The organism is Hydrogenophaga sp. (assembly GCF_051860785.1).
GTDB lineage: Bacteria > Pseudomonadota > Gammaproteobacteria > Burkholderiales > Burkholderiaceae_C > Hydrogenophaga.
Window position 1 is genome coordinate 31,167 of record NZ_JBIMLB010000021.1, and the last position, 18,454, is coordinate 49,620.

The window sequence follows — 18,454 nt, forward strand, 5'->3', positions numbered from 1 at the left end:
CGGACACCGGCTGGAAACCGGCGCAGGCTGGGCTTTGCGAGACAATTCGCTCATGACGCCCTCAACGCCCGACGGGGATTTTTCCACCCTTTTCAATTTCCTGCCGATCGGGGCGTATCGGAGCTCGTCTGACGGCCACATGATCCGTGCCAACCAGGCGCTGGTGGAACTCAACGGTTACGAGACCGAGGCGGAAATGATCGAAGGCGTGAAGGATATTGCCATCGAGTGGTACGTCGACCCGGCGCGGCGCAACGAATTCAAACAGCAGCTCGAGCGCGATGGTTTCGTGCGCGGCTTCATCTCTGAAATCTACCGCCACAAGACGCGTGAGCGGGTCTGGATCAGCGAAAACGCACACGCCGTGCGCAACGTGGCAGGTGAGCTGCGGTACTACGAAGGCACGGTGGAGGACATCACCGAGCGCATCCGCAGCCAGAAAGCCGTGCGCGAGAGCGAGGAACAGCTGCGACTGATCACGTCTCAGGTGCCGGGCATGGTGTTCTCCGTGTTCGTCAAGCCCGATGGCCAGCGCGAGTACCTCTACGTGAGCCCGGGCGTGCGCGACATCTACGGCTTCGAGCCCGAGGACCTTCTGCGCGACCCCTTGCTGGCCTCGCGCTACCGCCATCCCGACGATCAGGCCATCCTCGAGCAGGACATGCAGGACATCCAGAGGGGACCAGTCGATCTGGGCGGTGAGTTCCGCATTGTCCTTCCCGATGGCAACGTGAAGTGGGTGTACCGACGTTCCTATGCGGTCACGGTCGGACCAGAGGGCACCCACCGCGTGGGCGTGTTGCTCGACATCACCGCACGCAAGCAGGCCGAGGCTGCGCTGCACGCCAACGAAGCGCTCTGGAAACTGGCCCTGGAAAGCGCGGGCGATGGCGTGTGGGAATGGAATCCCCAGACCGACCAGGGCTTCGTCTCGGTGGGTATCAAAAACATGCTGGGTTATGGCGATGAGGACCTGTTCAACCTCGATGCACTGACCCACTCCGACGACATTCCCCAGATGCGGGCCGACCGGCAGGCGCACTTCGACGGCCACCTGCCCGCCTACCGCAACGAGCACCGCATCCGCTGCAGGGACGGTTCGTGGAAATGGGTGCTTTCGCGGGGCATGGTGATCGCGCGTGATGAGGATGGCCAGCCGCTGCGCATCGTGGGCACGCACACCGACATCACCGAACACAAGCTGGCAGAAGCCCAGCAACGGGTGCTGGAAGTGCAACTGCGCGAGTCGCAGAAGATGGAGGCCATCGGCACGCTGGCCGGTGGTGTCGCACACGATTTCAACAACCTGCTCGCCGCCATTCTGGGCAATCTGGTGCTGGCGCGCGAGGACGTGGGCGACGGGCATCCGGCCCAGGAAAGTCTGACCGAGATCAACCGTGCGGCCATTCGTGCGCGGCAGCTGGTGCAGCAGATCCTGACCTTCAGCCGGCGTCAGACGCAGGAAATGGTGCGCCAGCCCCTGACCCCGCTGGTGGAAGAGGCGCTGGGCCTCATGCGCTCGCTGCTGCCCGCCGGCATCAAGCTGGTGGCCCGGCTGCCGGGCCGGGGGCTGCCCGTGCAGGCCGATGCCACGCAGATGCAGCAGGTGCTGATGAACCTGTGCACCAACGCCTGGCAGGCCATGGATGGCCAGGCGGGAGACATCACGGTGGCGCTGCGCGAGGTGAGCCTGGACGCTTCGAAGGCCCTGCAACTGGGCGGTGTGCCCAGCGGCACCTACGCCTGCCTGAGCGTGGCCGACAACGGGCCCGGCATGGACGAAGACACCCAGCGCCGCATCTTCGAACCGTTCTTCACCACCAAGGCGCCCGGAGCCGGCACGGGTCTGGGGCTGGCGGTGGTGCACGGCATCGTCAAAGCCCATCGGGGCGCCATTCAGATCCAGAGCCGTTCGGGCGAGGGCGCGCGTTTCGACGTCTACCTGCCGCTCGCATCCGCTGCGGCGCAGGGCGACGAATCACCAGCGCCTGAAGCAGTGGCTCCGCAACGGCCCGAAGCGGCCGTGCCGGGCAAGCACGTGATCTACATCGACGACTACGAAGCGCTGGTGTTCCTGGTGGGCCGGCTGCTGCGCAAGCAGGGCTACCGGGCCAGCACCTTCGAGTCGGGCGAGGCGGCGCTGGACTGGCTGCGCGCCCATCCCCAGGAGCCGGTGGACCTGGTGGTGACCGACCAGAACATGCCCGGCCTCTCTGGTGTGGAAGTGGCCCACCTGGTGCGCAGCCTGCGTCCTGCGCTGCGCGTCGCCATCGTCTCGGGCCACGTGAACGACAAGCTGCTGGCCCAGGCGGCCGAGGCCGGCGTGCGCGAGGTGCTGGGCAAGCAGGACAGCATGGACGCCCTGGGCGAGGCGATCCGCAACCTGCTCGAGCAACCCGCTGCCTGAGCCCTGATCAGCGAGGGACTTCGATGTCGACCTGGCGCAAGCCCTCGGGCGGCGTGGGAAAGCCTCGCAGCGCAGCGTCGAGCATGGCCGACCACAGCGGGTTCGAACTGTGCCAGCGGCCGTCGTGCGCGGCGCGGGTCTCGTACACCACCTGCCCGGTCGCCGCATGGCGCACCACGATGGCCACCTGGCGCTGGTAATACGGCGTTTCCATGCGCATGAACATCATGGGCGGCGCGAAGATGACTTGCCCGGTGCCGGTCACGTAGTAGTCGCGCCCGGGGAACCCGTAGCCTGGGCCGAAGCCGCGCCAGCTGTCATAGGGATCTTCCCAGGGGGCGCGCGGCAGTCGCAGCGTGGACGCCGTGGCCTGCACGGTCCAGGGCGCGGCGGTACCCTCTGTGGCTTGCGTCCAGCCCAGTCTGGCCAGTGCCAGAGCGGTCAGGTTCTCAAGCTCGCTCTGGCTGGCGGCACCTGGCCCCTGGCGCTGAGAGGGGAGGCGGTCGAAGCGGTACACCTGCGGTGCCTGGGGCACGGCGGCGGCAGGCGCGCCGGTGCGCTCGCCCCAGCGCGCAAAGCTCTGCACCTGGTTGTCCACCAGGAACACGCTGGCGCAGCCGCTGAGGGCCAGCATCGCCAGGCCGGAAATGAAGGTGCGAATCCAGGTCATGAAGCCTCCAGGGCCCGTCGGCGGGCGAATTCAGTGTGTGGTGGTCGAAATCGGTATGACCGCGCGGTCGGGTGCGGCGTTCCCGACATTTACAAAGCGTTCCGGCTCGGCGGGTCGGGTCGCCACAGGCTCGTCGTCAAAGGCCTTGTCGCCATTCTCGTCCGGCTCGCCCGTGGCTTCCAGGCTGGCGAAAGGGTGCAGCTCGCGGTCCATCAGGTGGCTGGGCACCACGTTCTGCAGCGCGGTGAACATGTTTTCCACCCGCCCCGGGAATTTTTTCTCCCAGTCCTGCAGCATCAGGCTCACCTGCTTGCGCTGCAGGTTGTCCTGGCTGCCGCACAGCGTGCAGGGAATGATGGGGAACTGGCGAATCTCGGCCCAGCGGGCGAGGTCTTTCTCCGCCACGTACGCCATGGGGCGGATCACCACGTGCTTGCCGTCGTCGCTCACCAGCTTGGGCGGCATGCCCTTGAGCTTGGCCCCGAAGAACATGTTGAGCAGCAGCGTCTGCAGGATGTCGTCGCGGTGGTGGCCCAGCGCAATGCGGGTGGCGCCCAGTTCGCTGGCCACACGGTACAGAATGCCACGGCGCAGCCGGCTGCACAGGCTGCACATGGTCTTGCCTTCAGGAATCACGCGCTTGACGATGGAATAGGTGTCCTGGTTCTCGATGTGGAACGGCACGCCGAGTTTCGTGAGGTACGCGGGCAGGACGTCGGCCGGGAAGCCGGGCTGTTTCTGGTCGAGGTTGACCACGATCAGCTCGAAACGCACCGGCGCGCGCGCCTGCAGTTTCTGCAGGATGTCGAGCATGCCGTAGCTGTCCTTGCCGCCCGAGAGGCAGACCATCACGCGGTCACCTTCGCCGATCATGTTGTAGTCGACGATCGCACGGCCGACTTCGCGGCACAGGCGTTTTTCGAGTTTGTGGTTTTCGAGTTCGGTGTTCATCGGAGTCCTTTACCGTTGGCTATCGCCAGGCGTCGCCAGGCATGATGCGCTTCATGAATTCATCGAACATGGGCACGGTGAACGCCGTGTCGCCATGCGTCTGGCTCCAGACCATGCCCTTGGTGATCAGCGAGCTGCGTGTGGGCGCGAGCGACGAGACTTTTTCGTCGAGGTCCGCCGCGATGTCGCCCGAGCGGTGCGGCCCCGGGCCCAGCGCGGCCATGGCGCGCAGGTATTTTTTTTCCTTCGGCGTGCAGCGATCGAAGCGCACCCGGAAGAATCCCTCGTCCAGCGCGGCCACCGCCGTGACGCTGGCCTTGCGGACCACGTCGACCCCGATCGGACTGCTTTCCGCAGCCAGCCAGGTGTGGCTGCCCCAGGCCTGCAGGAAATACGCGTAGCCCTGGCTCAGGCGAAGGATCTCCTTCAAGGCGGGGGGCGTGATCTCCACACCCTCGTCGCGCAGCGGCTTTTCAATCGCCTGCGTGGCGGCCTCATTGGGCAGCGCACCGATCTCGGGGAAATCGAAAAGCCGCTCTGCGTAGGATTTGGCGTTGCCCAACTGGCCGCGCAACTGCGGCAGTCCCGCGCCCACCAGCACCACCGGCAACTGCCGTTGAGCGGTCCGGTGCAACGCGGTGATGAGGGCGGCCAGTTGCACTTCAGGCACGTATTGCAGCTCGTCGATGAAGATCGCCAGCGCCGTGCCCGCCGCCTTGGCCGCCAGGCCGACCTGTTCCATCAGGGCCTGCAGGTCGTGCTCGAGGTCGCCGTTGTCCGCCAGGCCCGGTTCGGCTTCGTAGTCGAGCCCGACCTCGATGTCGTTGTAGGTCACTTTCAGCCGGCTGGCGAAGCCCGCCAGCGCGCGCAGGCCGCGAATGGCAAACGCTTTCGCGGCCTCGGTCTGACTCAGGCGCAGCAGGGCCTGTCTCAACTGGGGTGCGAGCAGCGCGGGCAGGGATCGGCCCTCCGGCGCTTCCAGTCGCACGGTGTGGATGCCGGCGGCCTCTGCGTCGTCGCGCACGCGGTCCAGCAGCACCGTCTTGCCCACACCGCGCAGCCCGACCAGCATGGCGCTTTTGGCGGGCCGCCCGATGCGGGCGCGTTCCAGCGCAATGCGCAGCGATTCACGCAGCGCGTCGCGCCCGGCCAGCTCTGGAGGTGGTGTGCCGGCACCAGGCGCAAAGGGGTTGCGGATGGGGTTCATGAGAAGCGATTCTACTGAAGTTTGAAAAGTTACAAAAAATCAATAACTTGACAAATTTCACTTGATTCAAGAGATCGGATGCCGCCGCAGGTCCGGCGCGGGGTGGTCACGTCACCATTTCCCGCTTTCCATGCGGATCGCCACCTCGCAGTCTTCAAAAATCTCCAGCTTGGCGATCTTCACCCGCACGCCGATCACGCCCGGCAACTGCATCAGCCGGCGCGTGAGCTTGCCGATCAGGCTTTCCAGCAGGTTCACGTGTTCGGCGGTGCACTCGTCGATGATGATCTGCCGCACCTTGCGGTAGTCCAGCACGTGGCCGATGTCGTCGTCGTGGGGCAGCAGCGGTTGTGTGCCCTGGTTGAGTTCGGCGTCGACCTGGATCGGCTGTGGCGTGGACTTCTCATGGTCCAGGATGCCCAGGTTGGCGTCGAAGCGCAGCCCCGTGAGCGTGAGGATCTGCGTGCCGGACTGCGGTGAAGGGGATGTGCTTGTGTTCACGTTGCCTCCGGGGCCACGGGTTTGATGCGGAAGACCTCGACGCCCACGGCTTCGGTGTCGGGGTACACGTCGGGCTTGCAGGTGGAGAGGCGGACCGCGCGCACGCCGGGATGCCCCAGCAGGCTTCTGGCCAGGTCGTCGCACAGCGTTTCCTGCAGCTCGATGTGGCCTTGCTGCAAGCGCCGGGCCACGACCTCTCGGACGAAGTCGTAGTCCACGACTTCGCCGATGTGGTCGTGCTGTGGCGTGGATTGGGCGTAGGGCACATACAGCTCCACATCGATCCACATGCGTTGCGGCGCGGTTTTCTCGAAGTCGTGCACGCCGATCTGGACCCACACCTCGTGACGGCGCAGGAAGAGCTTGCGGCACTCCAGCAACAAGGTGTCGATCTCAGGATTTGCTCTGGCCACGTTCGGCCTCCTTGAACAGATCGTCGATGACGAACATCACGTCGCGCTCCAGTGGAACCAGGTGCTGGCCGTTGTCGACGCAAAGGGTGGTGCCCGTGATGGACGGCGTGCCAGCCAGGAACAGGCAGGCCTTGGCCACATCGCCCGGGTCGATGGGTTTGCGCAGCAGGTTGATGCGGCTCGCGCGCTCGAAATTGGTCGCATCCTGGGGGCCACTGAGGTACATGAGTCCGGGCGCCACGCCGCACACGCGCACCGAGGGCGCCAGCGCCTGGGCCTGCAGGGCCACCACCCTTTCCAGCGCCAGCTTGGACGTGGTGTACGAAAAGTAATCGGGGTTGAGGTTGTAGACCTTCTGGTCGAGCACGTGGATCACGCAGGCATCGGTCACGGGCTTCGCGTTCACCTGCCTAGCCAGTTCCCTGCCCAGCAGCAAGGGCGCGATCAGGTTGACTTCCAGCATGCTTCTGGCGAGCGCGGGGTCGAAGTCCATGCCGGTGTCGGGTGTGAACTGCGAGGCGTTGTTCACCACGGCGCGCAAGGGGCCGCTGCGCTGCTCGATCGCCTGCACCATGCCCAGCACTTCATCCTGCCTGGACAGATCGGCCTGGATGAGGTTGACCGACCCTCCGGCTTGCCGCAGCTCGCTTTGCAGTTCGCTGGCCTGCCGGGCGGAGTGCTGGTAGTGGCACCACACCTCCCAGCCGGCCCGTGCAAACGCACGCACCAGCTCGGCGCCCAGGCGCTGCGCGCCACCTGTTACCAGGATTCGATCAGCCATGGGGCACCCGCGTGGCAGACAAAAGGGTGGGCCGCATAATCGCCGATCGTTCACTTATCTCACTCATGGCGCCCGCCTCACTTGTTGACCGCTCGGTAGATGACTTGCCCGGGATTATCCGGCACCGCATCACCGAGGCTGGCGGCTGGCTGCCGTTCGACCGCTTCATGGCGATGGCCTTGTACGAACCCGGGCTGGGTTATTACGCCAACGCCGCGCCGAAGTTCGGCCATCTGCCCCGGGACGGCAGCGATTTCGTGACCGCACCCGAACTCACGCCGCTGTTCGGCCACACGCTGGCGCGCCAGGTGGCGCAGGCACTGGCCGCCACCGGCACCGATGAGGTGTGGGAGTTCGGCGCCGGCAGTGGCGCGCTCGCCCGCGACGTGCTTGACGCGCTGACCGTGCTGGGCCAGGCACCCGTTCGCTACACCATCGTGGACCTCTCCGGCAGCCTGCGCGAGCGGCAGCGCGCCACGCTGGAGGCGCACGCGGGCCGCGTGCACTGGGCCGATGCCCTGCCCGAGCGCCTGAGCGGCGTGGTGCTGGGCAACGAGGTGCTCGATGCCATGCCGGTGCAGCTGCTGGTGCGCCTGGGTGGCGTGTGGTTCGAGCGCGGCGTGGCGCTTGCCGATGCGGGCCAGTTCGCCTGGGCCGACCGCGCGACCAGCCTGCGCCCGCCGTTCGAGGTGCCCGGCGAACACGACTACCTCACCGAAATCCATCCTCAGGCCGAAGCTTTCGTGCGAACCCTGGCCGATCGCCTGCAACGCGGTGCGGCCTTTTTGATCGATTACGGCTTTCCCGAGGCCGAGTACTACCACCCGCAGCGAACCATGGGCACGCTGATCTGCCACCGCGGCCACCGCAGCGACAGTGAACCGCTGGCCGAGGTGGGTTCGAAGGACATCACCGCCCACGTGAACTTCACCGGTGTGGCACTGGCCGCGCAGGAGGCCGGCCTCGGCGTCATCGGCTACGCCAGCCAGGGCCGCTTCCTGCTCAACTGCGGCCTGCTCGACCTGGCGCAGCGCGCCGATGTGCAGCAGAACGCGATGATGCAGAAGCTGCTCAACGAGCACGAGATGGGTGAACTCTTCAAGGTCCTGGCGCTGGCCCCTGCCGCGAGCGCCGAAGGATGGGTTCCCATGGGTTTTTCGGCTGGCGACCGCTCGCATAGGCTCTGAGCACCACCATGATCCGCTGGATGATCGTCATCTTCCTGGCCTTGCTGCTCATCAGCTGGTTCACGCCGCTGCTGCACAAGCTGGGTTTCGGCAAGCTGCCGGGCGATTTCCGCTTCAAGGCATTCGGGCGCGAGTGGTTCCTGCCGTTCACCACCACCATCCTGCTGAGCTTCATCGCCAGCCTCATCGCACAGCTCATCTGAACATGCCTTCCAATTTCCTTTCGGGTCGTGTGCTCGCTGACGTCGGCGGTACCCACGCCCGCTTCGCCTGGCAAGCCAGTGCCGGCGCAGCCATCGAACATGTGCGCGTGCTGCGCGTTGCCGAACACGCCAGCCTGCAGCACGCGCTGCGCAGCTACCTCGATGGCCTCGGGCTTGAGCGCCCTGCTGCAGCGGCCATCGCCATGGCCAACCCGGTCACGGGGGATCTGGTGCGGATGACCAACCACGACTGGTCGTTCTCCCAGGCCGCACTCCAGGCCGAGTTCGGTCTGCAGACCCTGCGCGTGCTTAACGATTTCACTGCGCTGGCGCTCGCGTTGCCCCACCTGCCGGCCGACGAGTTGCGTCAGGTGGGCGGTGGCCCGGCGAAGCCGCAGGCAGCCATTGGGCTGCTGGGTGCGGGCACCGGCCTGGGCGTGTCGGGCCTGTTGCCCGATGGCCGGGGCGGCTGGGTGCCGATTCAGGGTGAAGGAGGCCACGTCACCCTGCCGGCGTCCACGCGCCGCGAGCGGCTGGTGATGGACGGTTTCGAGCGGCGGCATGGCCGCGCCTCGGCCGAACGCATGCTCAGTGGGCCAGGCCTGCTGGAGGCCTTCTTGCTCCTGTGCGAGGCCGACAGCGCCAGCGCCGGTGGACTGGCCAGTGCCGCCGCCGTGAGTGAAGCGGCACTGGCCGGCAGCCACCCGCAGGCCAACGAGGCCCTGAACATGTTCTGTGGCCTGCTGGGTTCAGTGGCGGGCGATCTCGCGCTCACCCTGGGCGCACGCGGCGGCGTGTATATCGGGGGCGGCATCGTTCCCCGGCTGGGCACGTGGTTCGATGCTTCGCCGTTTCGGGAGCGCTTCGAAGCCAAGGGACGGTTCCAGGCCTACCTGGCCGCCATTCCCGTGTGGGTGATCACCTCAGCGCAATCGCCGGCGCTGCTGGGTGCCTCGCACGCGCTGGACGCCGTGGCCTGAGGCGCGCTCATCCGTTGTCGTCGTCAAGCTTCCATGTGAAGCCGCAGCGCTTGCAGCAGACCGGCACCCAGCCCGCGTTCGGCCGGTGCTGGGCTTCGACCAGTTGCAACAGGCCATAGGCCTTGCACTGCGGGCAATTGGCCTGGTTGGCCAATTCCTCGGCGTGCATCAGCAGGAAAAGGTAGCGACGCAGAGCCCATAGCGAGATTGCGCCGCAAAGCAGCACGAAGGCGAAGTCCATGATCTGCTCGCCAGTGCTGCCGCCGCCGAGGGCTTCAAAACTCGCCAGCAGGGCCACCACCGAGAGCAGGGCCAGCAGCATGTGCGCATGGCTGGAGAGCAGTTCGCGCTCATACCACTTGCGGAAACCCACCCGCCGGATGCCTTCGGCCAGCGTGCGATTCAGGGGATTGCGGGCGGCCATGGTGGTGGAGCGGAGTGGGCCACATGTTGGCACACGCAGCCTCGCCGCACCAGCCCGCCGGGCCGATATCCCACGGTCGCCGTGGGATTCCTCAGGTCTCCTGCCGTTGCTGCAACGGCTGCAGCGGGAAAGAGGGCGCCCTGCCTTCTCGATCCTGCCCGGCGTACACCGTGAGGTGCGGGTAGGGGATCTCGATGCCCTTGGCGTCAAAAGCGGCCTTGAGCCGGCGCAGGTATTCCCGCTTCACACCCCACTGCTCCAGCGGCAGGGTGCGGAACCGGCAACGGATGATCAGACCCGACTCACCCCAGCTGTCGACCCCGGCGATTTCCAGGTCGGCGATGATCTTGCCCATGAAATCGGGCTCCTCGCGCAGCGCGGCAGCCACGTCGCGCATCACCTCCATGACCTCGTCCACGTTCTCGCGGTAGGCCACCCGGATGTCGAGGACCGCCTGGCTGTAGTCACGGGTCATGTTGATCACGGTGTTGATCACGCCATTGGGCACGTAGTGCACGTTGCCGTCGTAGTCGCGCAGCTGCACGTAGCGCAGCGTCACCTCTTCCACCATGCCGGCGTGGTCGCCGATCTTGATCACGTCACCCTGGCGGATCTGGTTTTCCAACAGCAGGAAGAAGCCGGTGAAGTAGTCCTTGACGAGACTTTGGGCGCCGAAGCCCACCGCGAGACCCACCACACCGGCGGCGCCCAGAATGGGTGCCACCGAGACGCCCAGTTCGGCCAGCACCAGCATGCCGGCCACCAGGCTCACGACCACCGCCACGAGGTAGCGGAACACGCGGCCCAGGGTTTGGGCACGCTTGGCTGCCTCGCGATCGTCGATGCGGCTGGCAATGCGTTCGCGCAAGGTCCTGACCGCGCGTTGCAGAACCACGATCAGCAGCCAAGCCGCCAGGATGATCACCAGGATGCGCATGAGGCTTGCCGCAGCGCCGCCCAGGCTGATTCCCCAGCGGTTTGCAAGGTCGATAAAGTCGTTCAAGGGAGTTCCTCCAGAAAAAAGAAAAAGCAAAGCAGGCGCCGGCCTTGCGACCGGCGCCTGCGGCGAGGATGGATTACGGGGCGGGAATGGCGGCGAGCGCTGCCAGGAAGCGCTCGCGCCACCAGTGCACGTCGTGTGCGCGGATGTCGGTCAGCAGCGCCTGGTGGCGGCGCTGGCGTTCTTCGAGCGGCATCTGCAGTGCGCGCTGAATGGTCTGCGCGGTGCGCGAAGTGTCGTAAGGGTTGACCAGCAGGGCTTCATGCATCTGTTCGGCTGCACCCGCAAAGCGCGAGAGCACCAGCACGCCGGGGTCCTCGGGATCCTGCGCGACGACGAACTCCTTGGCGACCAGGTTCATGCCGTCGCGCAGCGGCGTCACCAGGGCCACGCTGGCCGCGCGGTAGAGCCCCGGCAGGCGTTTGCGCGCCACGTTGCGGTGGATGTAGCGCACCGGCATCCAGTCCAGTTCGCCGTGATCTCCGTTGATCGAACCGCACAGGCTCTCCAGTTCCTGGCGCAACGCCGCGTACGCGTCGACCGACTCGCGGCTGGGCGCCGCGATCTGGATCAGCGTGGCGCTGCCGAGGTTCTCCGGGTAGTCCTGCAACAACTGGCGAAATGCCTTGAGCCGCTGGGGCAAACCTTTGGAATAGTCAAGCCGCTCCACGCCCAGCAGCAGGCGGCGGCGCGAGTACTCGGTGCGCATCTGGTTGTGCATGTCCTGCGATTCGCGGCCCTTGCCCAGCTCGATGAACTCCTCCACATCGATGCCGATCGGGAAGGCCTGCACCTGCAGCGTCTTGCCGAAAGCGCGGAACTCGTGTTCGCCCAGGATGTCGGCCGGCGTCTCGGTACCGACGTAACGCGCAAAGTGCGCGACATCGGCCTCGCTCTGCAGGCCCACCAGGTCGTAGGCGAAAAACGAGCGCATCAGCCAGTCGTGCTCAGGCACTGCGGCCAGGATCAGGGGCGGCGGCAACGGAATGTGCAGGAAGAAGCCCATGCGCTGCTTGCAGCCCATGGCGCGCAGCTCGGCGGCCAGCGGAATGAGGTGGTAGTCGTGCACCCAGATCACGTCGTCGGGCTTGAGCAGACTGGCCAGCTTGTGCGCAAACATCTGGTTCACGCGCCGGTAGCCTCCGATGTAGCCGGCATCGAAATCGGCCAGGTCGAGCCGGTAGTGGAACACCGGCCAGAGCACGCCATTGCTGTAGCCGAGGTAGTAGCTGTCGTGGTCTTCTCGACTGAGGTCCACGGTGGCGAGCTGCACCTTTCCGGCCTGCTGCAGGTGCATGTCGCCTTCGCCCGGCGTGCCGTCTTCCACGATCTTGCCGCTCCAGCCGAACCACAGGCCCCCCGAAGATTCCAGCGCCTGGCCCAGCGCCACGGCAAGGCCACCCGAGGCGGTCTTGCGCGGATCGGCGAGGCGGTTGGAGATGACGACGAGACGACCCATTTAAATCACCGTGTCCCAGGTGGCCGAGAGCCGCACTGCGGCGTTGATGATGCCCACCATCGAATACGTCTGCGGGAAGTTGCCCCACATCTCTCCGGTGGTGGCATGCGTGTCTTCCGACAGCATGCCCAGCGGGTTGCGCGCAGCCAGCATGGTTTCGAAGATGGCGCGGGCTTCTTCAACACGGCCGATGCGTGCCAGCGCGTCGATGCGCCAGAAGGTGCAGATGTTGAAAGCGGTCTCGGGTCTGCCGAAGTCGTCGGCCGCTTCATAGCGGCGCATGAAAGGGCCGTCGCACAGGTGCTTCTCCAGCGCGTCCAGTGTGGAGATGAAGCGCGGGTCCTTCGGGTCAATGAGGCCGACCTCGGCCATCAGCAGCACACTGGCGTCGAGGTCGCGGCCGCCGAAGCTCTCGGCGAAGGCCTGGCGCTCCTCGTTCCATGATTCACGCAGGATGCGTTCGCGCATGGCGTCGGCATGGCGCTTCCAGTAGGTGGATCGCTCGGGCAGGCCCAGGGTGTGTGCGATCTTGGCCAGGCGATCGCAGGCGGCCCAGCACATCAGCACCGAGCTGGTGTGCACACGAGCGCGGGTGCGCAGCTCCCACATGCCTGCATCCGGCTGGTCGTGGATGCGAACGGCCTGCTCGCCCACTTCCTCCAGCCGCTCGAACTCAGCGAGACCCGCAGGGTGCAGCAGGCGGCGGTCGTGAAACGCTTGCGCGGCGGCGAGCACGATGTTGCCGTACACGTCGTGCTGGAAGTGTTCCTGCGCCTGGTTTCCCACGCGCACCGGCCCCATGCCGCGGTAGCCCGGCAGGGTTTCGCAGATGCGCTCGGGCAGCTCACGCTCCAGGCCGATGCCGTGCAGCGGCTGCACATGGCCGCCGCCCGCGCCCACGACCACGTTGGCCAGCCAGCGCAGGTAGTCCTCCATGGTGCCCACTTCGGCCAGGCTGTTGAGCGCGCGCACCACGAAGAAAGCGTCGCGCAGCCAGCAGTAGCGGTAGTCCCAGTTGCGCTGGGTCCCAGGTGCTTCGGGGATGCTGGTGGTCATGGCAGCGATGATCGCGCCGGTGTCCTCGTACAGCGAGAGCTTGAGCGTGATGGCCGCGCGGATCACCGCGTCCTGCCATTCCAGGGGCAACGCCAGGCGCTGGCTCCAGCCGCGCCAGTACGCCAGCGTCTCCTGTTCGAAATGGCGCGCGGTGTCCCCCACGCCGCCTTCGAGGGTTTCGTCCGGTCCGAGCAGAAAGTTGTGTTCGCGCGTCAGCAGAAAGGGTTCGCGCGCCAGCACGTGGCTGATCGAGGCATCGGTCTGCAGGCGCAGCGTCTGCTGGTCGCCCACGTATCGGATGTGGTTGCTGCCCGAGGTGATGGTGGGCGTCTGGCGTCCCCAGTCGAAGCGTGGGGTGACGCTCACGCGGATGCGCGGCGCACCCTGCAGCGGTCGCACGCGGCGCACCAGCATGGTGGGCCGGAAAAAGCGCCCGCGCGAGGGAAAGCGCGGCGCGAAATCGGTGATGGCGAGGCCCTGGCCATGGCGGTCCCACAGTTCAGTGACCAGCACGGCGGTGTTGGGCTCGTAGCGCTGGCGTGCCTCGGCCAGGTCTTCAATTTCGATCGCAAAAGAGCCCTGCTCGGCGTCTTCTCCCCCCAGCAAGGCGTGGAAGACGGGATCGCCATCAAAGCGTGGCAGGCAACTCCAGACCACGCGGCCGTGAGGATCGATCAGCGCGCTGAAGGCGCAGTTGCCGACCACGCCGAGTGACAGTGAAGGAGGCGCGGGCAGGGCGAAACCGTGCGGGTGAGAGGGCATGTCGTCGGGTTTCATGGTGTGGCGGTCTGGACGTGCAGGGATTCGGACAACCAGGTCCGCAGTGCTTCCGGGCTCGGACATCGGTGTCGAGCCACGGAAGGTCCGTCGCCCACCTTGATGCCTCTGCCGCCCAGGCGTTGCACCACCTCGAACCCGGCTTCGTCGGTCACGTCGTCACCAGCAAACACCGGTTCGCGACCGGCAAAAGGGGCTTCCTGCATGAAGGCCTCGATCGCCTTGCCCTTGCTCACGCGGGTGGACTTCACTTCCACCACGGCCTTGCCACGCAGCAGTTGCAACTCGGGGTCGTTGGCGATCGCCGAAGCCAGCGTCGTCACGCACAGGGCCTCCAGCGCAGGTGCCAGACGGAAATGCAGTGCCATCGAAGTGCGCTTGTGTTCCACCAGCAGGCCTTCATGCTGGGATGCCACAGCGCGCGCGGCCTGCAGGGCGCCGGCCAGGCCCAGCGGTGCCGCCTGTTCGAAATGGCCGAGTGCCGACTGGCGCAGCGCGCCATGCTCGAACGCGCCTGGCCAGCGCCACGGCTTGAGCATCGGTTCGATGTCCTCGCGCGCACGCCCGGTGACCAGCGCCAGCGCACCGTTCAGTCGGTTGTGCAGCCGGTCCAGCAGCGGCACCAGATCCTCGGGGATGACCACCGAATCGGGCCGTTGGGCGAGATCGGCGAGCGTTCCATCGAAGTCCAGGAAGAGCGCCATGCGGTCTGTCAGCAATGTGGGAAATGTGCTCATCTGCCCGCTACCGTAACAGACACGACGGCGGGTCGAGCGGATGGCGCGTTTGACCGAGCGCTGCGGTGCGGGACTTGTTGCCGCTCTTGCGACTTGTTTCCGTTCAGTCCAGCAGATCGAGACCCATGCCCTGGGCGACCGCTGTCACACGCGCTTTTTGAATGCGTTCTCCCACCCGTGGGCCGGCGAGGCCATCGGCCTGGGCCTGGGAGGCCACCACAGCGGTGTCCACACACTGCGCCAGCGCCAGTGCCTGTGCCAGCCGCACGCGGGGGGGGTACTCGTTCTCGCCATGCCCCAGCCGTCCGCGCGCGTCGCACTCGCAGGCCAGCAGCACGTCGTGAAACCTCGCGGGTTTGCGCAGCGCGTCGCAACGCTCGAGCAGCCGCACCAGCGCCGCCGCGCCGAGTTCGCCGCTGCGGTGGATGTTGCCATGCTCGCGCGCCACCACGTCGGCCAGCTCGCGACACTCCACCGGCACGCGCCAGCGATCGCACACCTGCTTGAGCAGTTTCGCGCTGCGCGCTTCGTGGCCGATGTGACGTGGCAGTGCGTCGACCGGTGTGGTGCCTTTGCCAAGGTCGTGGCACAGGCAGGCAAAGCGCGTGGCCAGGTTCGCGTCCAGCCGCGCGCTCATGTCCAGAACCATCATGAGATGCACACCGGTGTCGATCTCGGGGTGGTATTCGGGGCGCTGGGGCACCCCCCAAAGACGATCCACCTCCGGCAGCAGCCGCTGGAGTGCGCCGCATTCGCGCAGCACCTCGAACATGCGGCTCGGTCGCTGCTCCATGAGCCCGCGCGAGAGCTCCTGCCACACGCGCTCGGCCACCAGGTGGTCCACCTCGCCGTGCTCCACCATCTGGCGCATCAGCACCCCGGTTTCCGGCGCGACGCTGAAGCGTGGGAAGCGCGCGGCGAAGCGCGCCACACGAAGGATGCGAACCGGGTCTTCGGCAAACGAGGCGGTGACGTGGCGCAGCACGCCATCGCGCAGGTCGCGCTGGCCCTGGTGCGGATCGATCAACGGGGCGTTTGCCGGGTCGTTCGCCTGATCGGCGGCCACCGCCATGGCGTTGATCGTCAGGTCGCGCCGCGCGAGGTCGTCTTCCAGCGTGACGCCAGGCGCTGCGTGGAACGCGAAGCCGTGATACCCCGGCGCGGTCTTGCGCTCGGTGCGCGCCAGTGCATATTCCTCGCGGGTTTGCGGGTGCAGGAACACCGGGAAGTCGCGGCCCACGGGCAGGAACCCCTGATCCACCATGGCTTCGGGCGTGGCGCCCACCACCACCCAGTCGCGGTCCACGTGGGAAGCCTTGGGCGCATGGGCGTCGCGCGCCATCAGCGCGTCGCGCACGGCGCCGCCCACGAGGTAGGTTTTCATGGGAGCGAGTTTAGGGGCTTCGCCCCGTCACCGCCCCAGACGATAGGGCTCGTCGAAGTCGATGAAATCGTGCTCCTTCAGCGCGTCGCCTATCCAGGCCTGGACACCGGGCAGCGCAGTGACCCGCGCGACATACGCCGCCAGATCGGCAGGCACGGGCAGGCCGTAGGTGTTGATGCGCATGCACACCGGTGCGAAGTACGCATCGGCAATCGTGAAGTCACCGAACAGCAGGCTGCCCTCTGGCTGGGACGCCAGCAGATCGCTCCACATGCCGCAAAGCCGCGCGACATCCGCGCGCACATCGGGTTTGTCGCGCCAGATCAGCCGCCCCACGTCGGGCAGCAAGGCTTCAATGTTCATGGGGCAGTGGTTGCGCAGCGCCCCGAAGCCGCTGTGCATCTCGGCGCAGACGCTGCGGGCGCGGGCGCGCGCCTTGGGGTCTAGAGGCCACAGGCGCTTTTGCGGAAAAGTCTCCGCGAGATACTCTGCAATCGCCAGCGTGTCCCAGATCGCCAGGCCGTCGTCCACGAGCACGGGGACCTTGCCCAGCGGGTTCACGGTGCGCAGCTTGCTCTTGAACCTGGAATCGGCGTCGAACGAGTCGAATCGCACCATCACTTCTTCAAACGGAATGCCGGCCTGTTTCATCAGCACCCAGGGGCGCATGGACCAGGACGAGTAGTTCTTGTTGCCGATGTAGAGCTGCAGTGCCATGGGATTCCTCTGTTTGAATCCCGGCATGTTAGTGGAGGCTGGCTGCGGCATTGATGCCAAACCATGCCTCCACTGATTCGCCATTCACCTACCCGCGCAGCGGCCGAGCGTGGGGGCAACGGGCCCGCCGCCGGGCCGCCCCCAAGGCAGGCCCAGCCCCCTCGGGGGGCAGCGACCCGCGCAGCGGCGGAGCGTGGGGGCTCAATTCTTTAGGCGTACTTTTCCAGGATGCGTGTGGAGCGCTCGACTTCACGGAAGGTTTCCACTTCCGAGGCCGATTCCGAGACCGCTTCCATGACCGTGCAGGCCATCATGCGGTAGAAGGCCTTGTCCATCGCCTTGCGCGCGGCCGACATCTGCTGCGCCACGTCCTCGCAAGGCCGGGCGCTGTCGACCATCTCGATCAACCCGCGCACCTGGCCTTCGATGCGCTTGAGGCGGTTGATCACCTCTCGCTGGTGCTCGGTGCGCACACCGTTGTTCGCGTGCAGCAGGCCGACGTGGCGGGACGGCGTCGGGAGCGGGGAGGGTACGAGGGTGGCGGTCATGGGCTCTCCTGTCGGTTGAAAGTACTCGCTTTTGGCGAGGCGACGAAGTTTGCCAAACAAATACTTCACCCTGAGGGGTTCGATCCCCAAACGACTCAACGACGTGCCGAATGGCGGTAAGCAAGCAACCGGCTGCGGCCGCCCTGATTACCCAGGTACGTCGGGGCGATGGTGTTCACGCTGGCGGCCTCGATGCCCAGGGAGGCCAGACCGGGCCACTGGTTGGTGGCCACGTTGTCCGTGGACATGGCATCGAGGTTGTCGCGGCTCATGAGCGGCTCGCCCGGCAGCATCTCCATGACGCGGGCTTGCCATCGCGCCAGCGTGCCGGGCAGGGGCATCACCGGGCGCTGATGGCTGCCGTGGCGTCCCGCAAGGCGCACCAGATCGGCCAGGGTGAAGGTCTCGGGGCCGGCGCATTCGAAGGTCTGGCCCACGCTGCTCATGGGCAGATCCACATCGCGCAGGCTGGCCACCACGGCGCTGGCCACATCTTCCACCCACACCGGCTGGAAGCGCGCGCGGGCGCCCGCCAGCGGCACCAGGGGCAGCACGGACTGCATGCGGGCGAACAGGTTGAGGAAGCGGTCTCCGGCGCCAAAGATCACGCTGGGCCGCAGGATCGTGAGGTCCAGGCTGGCACCGCGAAGGACTTCTTCGCCACGTGCCTTGCTGCGCTGGTATCGGGACGGCGCGTCCAGGCTCACACCCAGGGCGCTGACGTGCACCACGCGCCTGAGGCCCTCTGCAGCGCAAGCCTCCGCGATGGCCAGGGGCAGTTCGACGTGCACCTTTTCGAACGCATCTTCGGTGCCGTGCAGAATGGCCACGAGGTTCACCACGGCGTCGTGTCCCTCCATCAGCGCGAGCAGCTGGGCGGGGTCGTGCACGTTGGCCTCGATCACCGTGACACGCGGCAAAGGCTGAACGCTCGAGGCGTTGATGGCTCGCCGCGTGGGAACCGTGATGCGCCAGCCCTGGCGGTGCAGCTTTTCGCACACGTGGCGGCCCACGAAGCCGGTGCCGCCCAGGACAAGAACGTTTCGGATCGG

General features: G+C 66.5%; 19 protein-coding genes. 4 read left to right on the forward strand and 15 right to left on the reverse strand.

Annotation, left to right across the window (positions count from 1 at the left end; translation table 11 throughout):
* Positions 1 to 52: 52 nt before the first annotated feature.
* Positions 53 to 2,407 carry a hybrid sensor histidine kinase/response regulator gene (locus tag ACTIF6_RS21735; RefSeq protein ID WP_439589908.1) on the forward strand — a complete coding sequence of 785 codons (2,355 nt, stop codon included), beginning with the start codon at positions 53 to 55 and terminating at the stop codon, positions 2,405 to 2,407.
* A 7-nt stretch (positions 2,408 to 2,414) separates the two neighbouring features.
* Here the strand turns inward: ACTIF6_RS21735 and ACTIF6_RS21740 are convergent, their stop codons facing one another.
* The 6 genes from ACTIF6_RS21740 to ACTIF6_RS21765 all read right to left on the reverse strand — a co-directional run bounded on the left by ACTIF6_RS21740 (position 2,415) and on the right by ACTIF6_RS21765 (position 6,930).
* A complete protein-coding gene (locus ACTIF6_RS21740; RefSeq protein ID WP_439589909.1) occupies positions 2,415 to 3,077 on the reverse strand; it encodes a DUF4136 domain-containing protein in 663 nt (220 codons plus the stop codon).
* A 30-nt stretch (positions 3,078 to 3,107) separates the two neighbouring features.
* Complete coding sequence (gene ttcA / locus ACTIF6_RS21745; protein WP_439589910.1) at positions 3,108 to 4,028, reverse strand: tRNA 2-thiocytidine(32) synthetase TtcA; 921 nt, start codon at positions 4,026 to 4,028, stop codon at positions 3,108 to 3,110.
* A 19-nt stretch (positions 4,029 to 4,047) separates the two neighbouring features.
* Positions 4,048 to 5,235: an AAA family ATPase gene (locus tag ACTIF6_RS21750; RefSeq protein WP_439589911.1), complete on the reverse strand. Its 1,188-nt coding sequence runs from the start codon at positions 5,233 to 5,235 to the stop codon at positions 4,048 to 4,050.
* Between the two features lie 111 nt (positions 5,236 to 5,346).
* Positions 5,347 to 5,736, reverse strand: coding sequence for a dihydroneopterin aldolase (locus tag ACTIF6_RS21755; protein ID WP_439589912.1), 390 nt, complete (start codon positions 5,734 to 5,736; stop codon positions 5,347 to 5,349).
* Positions 5,733 to 6,149 (reverse strand): dihydroneopterin aldolase, encoded by a 417-nt coding sequence (locus ACTIF6_RS21760; RefSeq protein WP_439589913.1) that lies wholly within the window; start codon positions 6,147 to 6,149, stop codon positions 5,733 to 5,735. The genes ACTIF6_RS21755 and ACTIF6_RS21760 overlap by 4 nt, the downstream gene beginning before the upstream one ends.
* Positions 6,130 to 6,930, reverse strand: a complete 801-nt coding sequence (locus ACTIF6_RS21765; protein ID WP_439589914.1) for an SDR family oxidoreductase — start codon at positions 6,928 to 6,930, stop codon at positions 6,130 to 6,132. Before ACTIF6_RS21765 ends, ACTIF6_RS21760 begins: the two co-directional genes overlap by 20 nt.
* A gap of 65 nt (positions 6,931 to 6,995) precedes the next feature.
* Here ACTIF6_RS21765 and ACTIF6_RS21770 point away from each other — a divergent pair, with 65 nt between their 5' ends.
* From ACTIF6_RS21770 to glk, 3 genes are read left to right on the forward strand one after another with little or no spacing between them, the layout of a single operon-like run.
* Entirely contained in the window at positions 6,996 to 8,117 is a 1,122-nt protein-coding gene (locus ACTIF6_RS21770; protein ID WP_439589915.1) for a class I SAM-dependent methyltransferase, read from the forward strand.
* An 8-nt stretch (positions 8,118 to 8,125) separates the two neighbouring features.
* Positions 8,126 to 8,320: a DUF2905 domain-containing protein gene (locus ACTIF6_RS21775; RefSeq protein ID WP_439589916.1), complete on the forward strand. Its 195-nt coding sequence runs from the start codon at positions 8,126 to 8,128 to the stop codon at positions 8,318 to 8,320.
* A gap of 2 nt (positions 8,321 to 8,322) precedes the next feature.
* Positions 8,323 to 9,300, forward strand: a complete 978-nt coding sequence (gene glk / locus ACTIF6_RS21780) for a glucokinase (protein ID WP_439589917.1) — start codon at positions 8,323 to 8,325, stop codon at positions 9,298 to 9,300.
* Positions 9,301 to 9,307: 7 nt separating this feature from the next.
* Here the strand turns inward: glk and ACTIF6_RS21785 are convergent, their stop codons facing one another.
* The 9 genes from ACTIF6_RS21785 to ACTIF6_RS21825 form a co-directional block, all read right to left on the reverse strand.
* Positions 9,308 to 9,724, reverse strand: a complete 417-nt coding sequence (locus ACTIF6_RS21785) for a hypothetical protein (RefSeq protein ID WP_439589918.1) — start codon at positions 9,722 to 9,724, stop codon at positions 9,308 to 9,310.
* Positions 9,725 to 9,815: 91 nt separating this feature from the next.
* Complete coding sequence (locus ACTIF6_RS21790; protein WP_439589919.1) at positions 9,816 to 10,727, reverse strand: mechanosensitive ion channel family protein; 912 nt, start codon at positions 10,725 to 10,727, stop codon at positions 9,816 to 9,818.
* 73 nt (positions 10,728 to 10,800) lie between these two features.
* Positions 10,801 to 12,183, reverse strand: a complete 1,383-nt coding sequence (gene otsA / locus ACTIF6_RS21795) for an alpha,alpha-trehalose-phosphate synthase (UDP-forming) (protein WP_439589920.1) — start codon at positions 12,181 to 12,183, stop codon at positions 10,801 to 10,803.
* Positions 12,184 to 14,016 (reverse strand): glycoside hydrolase family 15 protein, encoded by a 1,833-nt coding sequence (locus ACTIF6_RS21800; protein WP_439589921.1) that lies wholly within the window; start codon positions 14,014 to 14,016, stop codon positions 12,184 to 12,186.
* Positions 14,013 to 14,753: a trehalose-phosphatase gene (gene otsB / locus ACTIF6_RS21805; RefSeq protein WP_439589922.1), complete on the reverse strand. Its 741-nt coding sequence runs from the start codon at positions 14,751 to 14,753 to the stop codon at positions 14,013 to 14,015. The genes ACTIF6_RS21800 and otsB overlap by 4 nt, the downstream gene beginning before the upstream one ends.
* Positions 14,754 to 14,856: 103 nt before the next feature.
* Positions 14,857 to 16,137 carry a multifunctional CCA addition/repair protein gene (locus ACTIF6_RS21810; protein ID WP_439589923.1) on the reverse strand — a complete coding sequence of 427 codons (1,281 nt, stop codon included), beginning with the start codon at positions 16,135 to 16,137 and terminating at the stop codon, positions 14,857 to 14,859.
* A 27-nt stretch (positions 16,138 to 16,164) separates the two neighbouring features.
* A complete protein-coding gene (locus tag ACTIF6_RS21815) occupies positions 16,165 to 16,854 on the reverse strand; it encodes a glutathione S-transferase family protein (RefSeq protein WP_439589924.1) in 690 nt (229 codons plus the stop codon).
* A 209-nt stretch (positions 16,855 to 17,063) separates the two neighbouring features.
* Positions 17,064 to 17,402 (reverse strand): metal-sensitive transcriptional regulator, encoded by a 339-nt coding sequence (locus tag ACTIF6_RS21820; protein WP_439589925.1) that lies wholly within the window; start codon positions 17,400 to 17,402, stop codon positions 17,064 to 17,066.
* Between the two features lie 95 nt (positions 17,403 to 17,497).
* Positions 17,498 to 18,451, reverse strand: a complete 954-nt coding sequence (locus ACTIF6_RS21825; protein ID WP_439589967.1) for a complex I NDUFA9 subunit family protein — start codon at positions 18,449 to 18,451, stop codon at positions 17,498 to 17,500.
* Positions 18,452 to 18,454: the final 3 nt, after the last annotated feature.

What these genes read in the sequence shown, in the direction of transcription:
- ACTIF6_RS21735 (WP_439589908.1), top strand. Translation starts at nt 53, where the DNA reads ATGACGCCCTCAACGCCCGACGGGGATTTTTCCACCCTTTTCAATTTC.
- ACTIF6_RS21740 (WP_439589909.1), bottom strand. Translation starts at nt 3,077, where the DNA reads ATGACCTGGATTCGCACCTTCATTTCCGGCCTGGCGATGCTGGCCCTC.
- ttcA (WP_439589910.1), bottom strand. Translation starts at nt 4,028, where the DNA reads ATGAACACCGAACTCGAAAACCACAAACTCGAAAAACGCCTGTGCCGC.
- ACTIF6_RS21750 (WP_439589911.1), bottom strand. Translation starts at nt 5,235, where the DNA reads ATGAACCCCATCCGCAACCCCTTTGCGCCTGGTGCCGGCACACCACCT.
- ACTIF6_RS21765 (WP_439589914.1), bottom strand. Translation starts at nt 6,930, where the DNA reads ATGGCTGATCGAATCCTGGTAACAGGTGGCGCGCAGCGCCTGGGCGCC.
- ACTIF6_RS21770 (WP_439589915.1), top strand. Translation starts at nt 6,996, where the DNA reads ATGGCGCCCGCCTCACTTGTTGACCGCTCGGTAGATGACTTGCCCGGG.
- ACTIF6_RS21775 (WP_439589916.1), top strand. Translation starts at nt 8,126, where the DNA reads ATGATCCGCTGGATGATCGTCATCTTCCTGGCCTTGCTGCTCATCAGC.
- glk (WP_439589917.1), top strand. Translation starts at nt 8,323, where the DNA reads ATGCCTTCCAATTTCCTTTCGGGTCGTGTGCTCGCTGACGTCGGCGGT.
- ACTIF6_RS21785 (WP_439589918.1), bottom strand. Translation starts at nt 9,724, where the DNA reads ATGGCCGCCCGCAATCCCCTGAATCGCACGCTGGCCGAAGGCATCCGG.
- otsA (WP_439589920.1), bottom strand. Translation starts at nt 12,183, where the DNA reads ATGGGTCGTCTCGTCGTCATCTCCAACCGCCTCGCCGATCCGCGCAAG.
- ACTIF6_RS21800 (WP_439589921.1), bottom strand. Translation starts at nt 14,016, where the DNA reads ATGAAACCCGACGACATGCCCTCTCACCCGCACGGTTTCGCCCTGCCC.
- otsB (WP_439589922.1), bottom strand. Translation starts at nt 14,753, where the DNA reads ATGAGCACATTTCCCACATTGCTGACAGACCGCATGGCGCTCTTCCTG.
- ACTIF6_RS21810 (WP_439589923.1), bottom strand. Translation starts at nt 16,137, where the DNA reads ATGAAAACCTACCTCGTGGGCGGCGCCGTGCGCGACGCGCTGATGGCG.
- ACTIF6_RS21815 (WP_439589924.1), bottom strand. Translation starts at nt 16,854, where the DNA reads ATGGCACTGCAGCTCTACATCGGCAACAAGAACTACTCGTCCTGGTCC.
- ACTIF6_RS21820 (WP_439589925.1), bottom strand. Translation starts at nt 17,402, where the DNA reads ATGACCGCCACCCTCGTACCCTCCCCGCTCCCGACGCCGTCCCGCCAC.